This is a genomic window from Bradyrhizobium sp. AT1, assembly GCF_001590795.1.
Taxonomy (GTDB): Bacteria; Pseudomonadota; Alphaproteobacteria; order Rhizobiales; family Xanthobacteraceae; genus Bradyrhizobium.
In genome coordinates, this window is the sequence record NZ_JXDL01000001.1 from 2,680,457 (window position 1) to 2,688,152 (window position 7,696).

A 7,696-nucleotide genomic window follows, 5' to 3' on the forward strand; every position below is an offset into this window, starting at 1 on the left:
GCTCTGCACGGCGACGCTGACGCGTCGCCGTGCAGAGCCGGGACACGATCGAAGCACGCGTTACGTCTTCGCCAATTCCAGAAAATGCCGCCCGGCGCGATCCTCGGTCTCGACGATCCAGGCGTCCGGGTCGAAGCGGACTTCCTTGGTGAGACGTTCCTCGACGGTGTGCTCCGGCAGAGGCTGCGGCGCGACCGGCACGAAAAAGCGATCGACGGGCCGGCCGTCGTCGTAAGAGGTCTGCGGCGCCGGCGCATACAGCATCGCATGGCCGTCGAGCAGCGACACTTTCACGAACACCGCGCCCGCCTCCTCGGCGCCGCGACGGCGGACCGCGCCGAACACGCCCTCGGTCTGGCACCGGCGCAGGTAAGCCGCGACCCATATGTTGGATTTCAAACGCATGAGTCGAACGATAGGCCAGTGCGACGCGCGCCGCCAGCCTCAGCGTCCGATTGTCACGCCTTGCTGACGCCCTGTCCGCCGCGGATCTGAAGCGCAACGAAGTATGACAGCGGCACCGCGAGCGCAAACCCCACGGCGACCGCATAGGGGATGTTCCTGATCGCATCGGCGGCGAAACTCGGCACCATCAGCACGACGATCAGACTGACGCCCGCCAGCACCGTGCCGAGCATGATCCAGACCAGAACCGAGACCTTGAACATGACACCCTCTCTTCTTCGTTGAAGATGAGCGATCATGTTCCCCGAATCCGCCGGTCGTCTTTGATCCCAAGCAAATCGATTCTGCGGGACGCGCGCCATGGCCTGCCGGCGCGTAATGGCCGGAATTGATCGGCGTCAATGACAGCGGAATGCGTGTTATTCGACGGCATGGCCGATCGCGGCGCCGAGCTCGCGCAGCAGCCGGTCGGACAGCTGGCCGGTGACCTGCATCTTGTGCTCGCGCTCGAACTTCTGGATCGCGGACTGGGTCTCGCCGCTCATCGTGCCCGTGATCTTCAAATTGCCGTAGCCATATTCGGACAACGCGCGCTGCACGCCGGCGATCCGCCGCGCGGCCGGGTTCTGCGGCACGGGAATCGGGGCCGGCGGACGCATCGCGGACGGCGGCGTCGACGTCGTTTGCTTGACCAGATTGGTCATCGGATCGTTCGCGCGCGTCGACGCAGTCGCCTCGACTGGTTTCTCTGCCGGCTTCTCGACAACTCTCTCGGCCGGCTTGGGCTCGGCGCGGAACTCGGTCGCACGCGGCTCAAGCGGCGAAGTGTCGGCGCCGACGGGGCGCGGACGCGGCAAGGGATTGGGTAGCGGCACCGAGGACGGCGCGGGAAGATTGATCACCGTGCCGAACATCGGCGCGGGATGCCGGCCGGTCTGCAGGAACAGCGCATTGGCGACGATCGCAGCGATCGCAGCGACGGCGACGAGGCCGGCCAGCGTGTCCTTGGGACTGTGCAGCAGCACGCGCATGACGAGGTTGCGCTCGGTCTCGATATCGACAACCGCGGCTTTGGCGCCACCGCGGCGCGGCGCGGCTTCGTCCTTGGCAGACTTCTTAGGCACTTTTCTTCACCAGAGCGGGTTGGTCCTGAGTTTGGTCATGAGCTTGGTCTTGCGCCTCCTGGCGCAGCACCGGCGTCAAGGTCGCGATCTTGCTTTCGGCCGGCTTGACTTGCGGCGGCGTGTAGACGAGCGGCAGCTTGACCGTGACGGCGGTGCCCTCCCCCAGCTTGCTTTGTACCGTCAATTCGCCCAGATGCAACGCCACGAGGCTCTTGACGATCGACAATCCGAGGCCGGTGCCTTCGTGACGGCGCTGATAAGTCTTGCCTGCCTGGAAGAACGGCGCGCCGATGCGCTTGAGGTCGTCGGGCGCGATGCCGACCCCGGTGTCGCCGATGCGCAACGTCAGTTGCGATCCGGTCACCGCGGCGGACACGGAAACCTGGCCGCCGCGCTCGGTGAACTTGATGGCGTTGGCGACGAGATTGAGCACGATCTGCTTGAAGGCCCGGGGATCGCCGGTCATGACCGGCAGATCCTGCGGCGCGTCGGTGACGAGGTCGATGCCGTTCTCCCGCGCCTTCAGCGCCAGGAGATTGCAGCAGTGCATCAGCGAGGCGCGCGGCGCGAACGGTTCGGACGCGATCTCGAAATTGCCCGACTCCATCTTCGACATGTCCAGGATGCCGTTGACGACCGACAAGAGATGCTGACCGGAATCGTTGATGAGCTCGGCATATTCCTTGCGCTGGGCTGCGCCCAGCATCAGGGTCTGCTCCTGCGCGATCATCTCGGAGAAGCCGATGATGGCGTTGAGCGGCGTCCGCAGCTCGTGGCTCATGGTGGCGAGGAAGCGCGTCTTGGCGGCATCGGCCGCTTCAGCGGCGCTGCGCGCCTGATCCAGTGCCTGCTCGGACAGCTTGTGACCGGTGACGTCGCGCATCACGGCAACGACCTCGATCTCGCGCGTGACGTCGCTAAGAGGATTTTGGCCGAGATCCTGGTCGAGCGGACGGCAGCGCATCTCGACCCAGAGAAAATCGATCTGTCCGCGCTCGGTGCCATCAAGCTCGCGCCGCAGCCGGAACTCGACGCGGCGCACCTCGCCGCGTGCGGCATCGGACAGCGCGGTGAGGTAGGCCGGGCGATCGGCGACGTGGACACGGTCGAACAGGCCGTGACCGAGCAATTGCGCCACTGGCATGCCGAGCATGGCCTCCGCGGCCGGCGAGATGAACTGCACCGCGCCGTTGCGCTGATGCCGCGAAACGACGTCGCTCATGTTGCGCGCGAGCAGGCGATAGCGCTCCTCCTCGCGCGACAGCAGCGTGACGCTGGTGCGCGCGAGCGATTCCGCGCCGAAGGCGAGGCCCGCGGCATAGAGCGTCGCCGAGGCGACGCCGAACGCCATCAACACGCCGCGTTCTGCGGCGCTGGTCTCTGCTGGCGGCAGCCAGCCGAGCTGGCTGAGGAGGATCAGGAGGCCCGCACAGGACAGTGCGAGCAATGACGCGACGGCGGTGACGCGGCGCGAGGCCGACAGCGCGGCCTCCAAGGGAACCACGATCAGCCAGACCGCAGCGAATGATTCGATGCCGCCCGTCGAGCCCGCGACCGCCATGATCAGGCCGGCGAGCGCCAGCGACGACAGCACATGCGCGCCCTCATAACGGCCGGTGCGCGACAGGAACCAGGACAGCAGGATGGGCGCGATCAGCCATGAGAAGGCGGCGACCTCGATTGCGCTCGGCGCGCCGCGCATGGCGAGATAGACCGGGAATGCGGCAAAGGCCGCCAGGCTGCCCAGCAGCCGCGGCGCCATGAAGGCACGATGACGCGCACGCATCAGCGCATCGTAACGCGCGGAGGGATGCAGCAGCGCATCGAGACAATCGCGGATGATACTCAAAACTGTCACGGGTCTCGCGCTTCGGCTCAATCGTCTTTAGAAGACGCGCCGGAACGCCTCCTTGTCGTTGAGCCACCGTGTCAGAGCGACCTTAAACGAGTGCTAAGGCGACGCTGTGCGCGGACGGGCGCCGGGACATCGCGGGGCTTTTTAGACGATTTGACGACGTCTTCGGCGAGGATGGTGAACACAGGGTTTCACGCATCCCGGCATGGTTTCGAATTGGTGGATATGCGTGCCAGCAGAATCACGGGCGCCGGCGTCAATCGAAAATTTACGACACCGTCGGTCCCGAAGAATTTTGCGTAAATTTTCCGCGAATTAAGCTCAAGGCAATCACTTGCGATTTATCGAGAGTTGCTAGGTCCGACGTCCGCGGAGATCGCCGCGGGCGGGATCGAACGTACAGGTCGCAAGATGCGCTTTCTGCTTCGCATCACATTCTGGCTCGGGCTGGTGCTGGTGCTCCTGCCCAGGGACAAGACACCCGAATCGGAGAAGCTGCCGCAGATCGGCGCCGCCGACGCGGTGCAGGCTGCGACCGCGGCCGTCTCCGACATGACCCAGTTCTGCAAGCGCCAGCCGGCGGCCTGCGAGGTCGGCGGACAGGCCGCGACCATCATCGGCCAGCGTGCCCAGGACGGCGCGCGCAAGATCTACCAGATCATCAACGACAAGAAAGAACACATCACCAACGACAAGAACGAGAAGAACGACAAGAAGGCGCCCGACCATACCGGCTCGATCGCGATGGTCGGCGAAGGGGACGCCGTATCGGGCGAAGCGCCGCACGACACGCTGAGCCAGGACGACCTCGCGCTGGAATGGCGCGGCCCTCAAGCGGCGAATTAGCGTCCAGAACCCTATCGATTTCGGCCCCTCGCATCCCTATATTGCCGGGAAGCGGAACCTTTGGGCCAGCATGACGACGATCGACGAAATCAGGGACAATTTCGAGCTTCTGGACGAGTGGGACGACCGCTACCGGTACGTCATCGAGCTCGGCCGCACCCTGGAACCGATGCCGGAGGCCGAACACTCCGCTGCCAACAAGGTCAACGGCTGCGTCAGCCAGGTCTGGCTGCAGAAGCTGGTCGACCGCGTTGGAGGCGCACCGATCCTGAAGTACCGCGGCGACAGCGACGCGCATATCGTGCGCGGGCTGGTCGCGATCGTGCTGTCGCTCTATTCAGGCCGCACGCCGCAGGAGATCCTCGACACCGACGCGATCGCCGTGTTCGACGAGTTCGGCTTCCGCGATCATCTGACCCCGCAGCGCTCCAACGGCCTGCGCTCGATGGTCGAGCGCATCAAGACCGACGCGAAAGAGGCACTCGCGGAAGCGTCGTAGAGGGGACGACTTCCCCATTGGTGCGAACTTAAAGCGCATGCAAGCGGCGACGGCCGCCGGCGTCACAGCCGCCGGTCCCCACGCCCCATGCGGCCGAGCGGAATCAGCTTCGTCAGCGTCTCAGGACAGGCACGGGAGGAATAGTCCCGTACCGTTCCGAGACGCGGCATAGGACGACCGTCAGTGCGCTTCCGCAAGTGCTACGGCATCAGGCCCCGCGGGAAACCGAAGCCGACCGTTTGCATCATGCACGGCGTTCCAGACGCCTACGGCCACATCGCTTTCCCGGGTGGTCAACGCCGGCGCGGCAAAGCCTTCCATGATTGGCTTGGCGAAATCGGCGTACTCGCCCGGGAGCAGCTGGTCGAACGGAATGATAGCGTTCGCGCCGAAGTTGGTGGTGGGGGCGTAGCCGGGCTCGACCAGCTTCACCGCGATATCGAAGTAGGCGAGCTCATGGGCAAGCGAGCCGGCGAAGCCCTCGATCGCCTGTTTGCTCGCGGTATAGGCAGCAGCCAGCGGGAAAGCGCCGAGCGTTACACTCGAGGTTACATTGACGATGATGCCCGAGCGGCGCGCGCGCATCTGCGGGATGACCGCCTGGCACATCGCCATCACGCCAATGGTGTTGGTCTCAAGCAGCTGGCGTACCAGCGACATCGGCGTCACCTCGAACGCCCCGACCGCGCCAATGCCAGCATTATTCACCAGCACATCAATCGGACCAGCGGTTTCAATCAGCGCCGCGATGCTCGCTTCGTCGGTGACGTCGAGCGGCAAAACCCGCAAGCGGCTGGTGTCGCCAGCAAAGCTAGCCGCCTGGGGCCGCCGCATCGTGGCGATCACGTTCCAATGCTGTGCAAGGAAATGCTCGGCGATCACCTTGCCATAGCCTGACGAGGTTCCGGTGATGAGGATGGTCTTGGTCATGTCAGTCTCCTTGGTTTCGATAGCCAAGAGATAGACAGGGCGATCCATACGATCTATAATTAAAAGTCTAGGATTATTTATGGATCGTCCAAAGGCATGGATCCGCTTAGCGATATGATCGCCTTGTTGCGCCCGAGTGCCGCGGTGTCGAAGCCGATCTCGGGAAAAGGGCGCTGGGCTGTTCATTATGACTCGCATGACCTGCCTGGCTTTACGATCATCCTCTCGGGTGCGGCGTGGCTGACCTTCGATGGCAAGGAGCCGCTGCTTCTGGCTGAAGGAGACTTTCTGTTGCTGCCGACCACGCCCGCCTTCTCGCTGGCGAGTGAACCCCATATTCCCGGCACGCCTGTCACGCCGAGTGACAAAGCCGTCCGGCATGGCGACCCCGATGGTACGCCCGACTTCACGGCGTTGGGCGGGAGCTTTGCATTCGAGCGGGTGAACAGTTCCCTCCTACTGTCGCTTCTGCCCGAGCTTATCCACATCCCGGCATCGGAAGGTCGCTCGACGCGGTTCGGACGATTGACCGATCTCCTAGCCGAGGAATGCGCCACCGATTATCCCGGCAAAGAGCTGATCATTCAGCGCATGCTGGAGGCATTGCTGGTCGAGGCGCTTCGCTGGCGCAGCCTTGGCAACGAGGCTGTACCGGCAGGCCTGTTGAGCGGGATGCAAGACCCGGCGATCGCCCGCGCGCTACAGGCGATCCATGCCGATGTCCGCACCAGCTGGACAGTGGCAGACCTTGCGAGCATCGCGGGCATGTCTCGCTCTGCCTTCTCGGCCCGGTTCGGCGAAGTGTTGGGATGCGCGCCAATCGAGTATCTGATGCGCTGGCGCATGGCGATCGCAAAGGACGCTCTGGCCCGCGGCAACAAGACGCTCGATAGGATCGCAGAAGAGATAGGCTACGAGTCGGCCAGCGCCTTCAGCACTGCGTTTCGCAAGCGCCTCGGATGCCCGCCCGGCAAGTTCGCGCGCGCCGCAGCCTGAGCCCATCCACCGCGAGCCCTTCTACCCGCTCCGAAAAGCCGATAGCCTGTTTAACCACACCCGCCGCCAAAAACGGACCTCCGGGCGAGCCCGGCGCATCTCACAACCTAGTTTTGGCACAACAGCTCAGTCCGACGGGCAGCCGATAAGCGTGGTCCCGACGTGCGCCCCGAACGGCGGCTTGTGAGATCACGGATCGGAGCGCCCACTGTTCAAGATTTTGCAACTGCTGACCGGCAGCTCTGGCGGTGGCCCTAGTCCCTTGAGAGCAAGGGTGTAAAGTGAGCACCTATAGGACTACTTCCCCTTCTTCCGCTGCTGCTGTCCGAGGCCCATCTGCTTGGCGAGTTGCGAGCGCGCCACCGCATAGTTCGGCGCGACCATGGGATAGTCGGCCGGCAGGCCCCATTTCTCGCGGTATTGCTCGGGCGTCATGTTGTACTGCGTGCGCAGATGGCGCTTCAGCGACTTGAAGCGCTTGCCGTCTTCCAGGCAGACCAGATAATCGGGCGCGATCGACTTCTTCAGCGACACCGCGGGCTTGGCGGGTTCGAGCGGCACGGTCTCGGTGCGGCCTGACGACACCCGCACCAGAGCCCCATGCACCTGGCTGATCAGGTTCGGAATCTCGGCAGCCGGCGTCGGATTGTTGCTGAGATAGGCCGACACGATGCTCGCCGTCAGCTCGATGAAATTCTTAGCCCCGGCATCCGACATGGGCCCGCCCTCTCTCCACCTTGCGCCTCACGCGATAGACGACGGCGAAGTATTCCGTGTCAACAATACGTTCGGCTGAAATACGACAACTGACCAGGATGGGCTGATTACAGCTGAGAGGTGCCGCTTTACTTGGGCGCTGCCGCTTCAGCCGCGCTGGTCGAGATGGGCGCGCAGCTCGTCGATCGAGGCAAAGCGCATCATGCCTTCCGGCATCTGCGCTTCGATCGAGCCGTCGGAATAGAGCGAATAGGCCATGCCATCGACGATTCCGGATTTGAGCACAGTCACTGGCGGCTGCTCGACAGCTGGCGGCGCCGGCTC

The 7,696-nt window shown here is 64.0% G+C and carries 9 protein-coding genes and 1 pseudogene; 3 read left to right on the top strand and 7 right to left on the bottom strand.

What is annotated here, in order from left to right:
- Positions 1-60: 60 nt before the first annotated feature.
- From SE92_RS12735 to SE92_RS12750, 4 genes are all read right to left on the bottom strand, one after another.
- Positions 61-405 (bottom strand): DUF1491 family protein, encoded by a 345-nt coding sequence (locus SE92_RS12735; RefSeq protein ID WP_063196012.1) that lies wholly within the window; start codon positions 403-405, stop codon positions 61-63.
- Between the two features lie 53 nt (positions 406-458).
- Positions 459-668: a hypothetical protein gene (locus SE92_RS12740; RefSeq protein ID WP_063196013.1), complete on the bottom strand. Its 210-nt coding sequence runs from the start codon at positions 666-668 to the stop codon at positions 459-461.
- A 156-nt stretch (positions 669-824) separates the two neighbouring features.
- The gene (locus SE92_RS12745; protein WP_063196014.1) at positions 825-1,529 is read right to left on the bottom strand and encodes a peptidoglycan-binding domain-containing protein; all 705 of its coding nucleotides are present in this window, start codon (positions 1,527-1,529) and stop codon (positions 825-827) included.
- A complete protein-coding gene (locus SE92_RS12750) occupies positions 1,522-3,387 on the bottom strand; it encodes a sensor histidine kinase (protein ID WP_063196015.1) in 1,866 nt (621 codons plus the stop codon). The genes SE92_RS12745 and SE92_RS12750 overlap by 8 nt, the downstream gene beginning before the upstream one ends.
- 408 nt (positions 3,388-3,795) lie before the next feature.
- Between SE92_RS12750 and SE92_RS12755 the strand changes: the two genes are divergently transcribed.
- Both SE92_RS12755 and SE92_RS12760 read left to right on the top strand, forming a co-directional pair.
- A complete protein-coding gene (locus tag SE92_RS12755) occupies positions 3,796-4,230 on the top strand; it encodes a DUF5330 domain-containing protein (RefSeq protein WP_063196016.1) in 435 nt (144 codons plus the stop codon).
- A gap of 70 nt (positions 4,231-4,300) precedes the next feature.
- Positions 4,301-4,729: a SufE family protein gene (locus tag SE92_RS12760; RefSeq protein ID WP_063196017.1), complete on the top strand. Its 429-nt coding sequence runs from the start codon at positions 4,301-4,303 to the stop codon at positions 4,727-4,729.
- A 180-nt stretch (positions 4,730-4,909) separates the two neighbouring features.
- Here SE92_RS12760 and SE92_RS12765 read toward each other — a convergent pair whose 3' ends face one another.
- The gene (locus SE92_RS12765; RefSeq protein ID WP_063203496.1) at positions 4,910-5,659 is read right to left on the bottom strand and encodes an SDR family oxidoreductase; all 750 of its coding nucleotides are present in this window, start codon (positions 5,657-5,659) and stop codon (positions 4,910-4,912) included.
- Between the two features lie 96 nt (positions 5,660-5,755).
- Here SE92_RS12765 and SE92_RS12770 point away from each other — a divergent pair, with 96 nt between their 5' ends.
- Positions 5,756-6,655, top strand: a complete 900-nt coding sequence (locus SE92_RS12770) for an AraC family transcriptional regulator (protein ID WP_063196018.1) — start codon at positions 5,756-5,758, stop codon at positions 6,653-6,655.
- A 297-nt stretch (positions 6,656-6,952) separates the two neighbouring features.
- On the opposite strand, the gene SE92_RS12775 is transcribed toward SE92_RS12770, so the two are convergent.
- Both SE92_RS12775 and SE92_RS37120 read right to left on the bottom strand, forming a co-directional pair.
- Positions 6,953-7,372, bottom strand: coding sequence for a Ros/MucR family transcriptional regulator (locus SE92_RS12775; RefSeq protein ID WP_063196019.1), 420 nt, complete (start codon positions 7,370-7,372; stop codon positions 6,953-6,955).
- 147 nt (positions 7,373-7,519) lie between these two features.
- Positions 7,520-7,696: pseudogene (locus SE92_RS37120) on the bottom strand (DUF308 domain-containing protein); the annotation flags it as partial.

Bases quoted from the DNA above. Each gene is read 5' to 3' on its own strand.
- SE92_RS12775 (WP_063196019.1), bottom strand. From the start codon at position 7,372: ATGTCGGATGCCGGGGCTAAGAATTTCATCGAGCTGACGGCGAGCATC.
- SE92_RS12740 (WP_063196013.1), bottom strand. From the start codon at position 668: ATGTTCAAGGTCTCGGTTCTGGTCTGGATCATGCTCGGCACGGTGCTG.
- SE92_RS12765 (WP_063203496.1), bottom strand. From the start codon at position 5,659: ATGACCAAGACCATCCTCATCACCGGAACCTCGTCAGGCTATGGCAAG.
- SE92_RS12755 (WP_063196016.1), top strand. From the start codon at position 3,796: ATGCGCTTTCTGCTTCGCATCACATTCTGGCTCGGGCTGGTGCTGGTG.
- SE92_RS12770 (WP_063196018.1), top strand. From the start codon at position 5,756: ATGGATCCGCTTAGCGATATGATCGCCTTGTTGCGCCCGAGTGCCGCG.
- SE92_RS12735 (WP_063196012.1), bottom strand. From the start codon at position 405: ATGCGTTTGAAATCCAACATATGGGTCGCGGCTTACCTGCGCCGGTGC.
- SE92_RS12760 (WP_063196017.1), top strand. From the start codon at position 4,301: ATGACGACGATCGACGAAATCAGGGACAATTTCGAGCTTCTGGACGAG.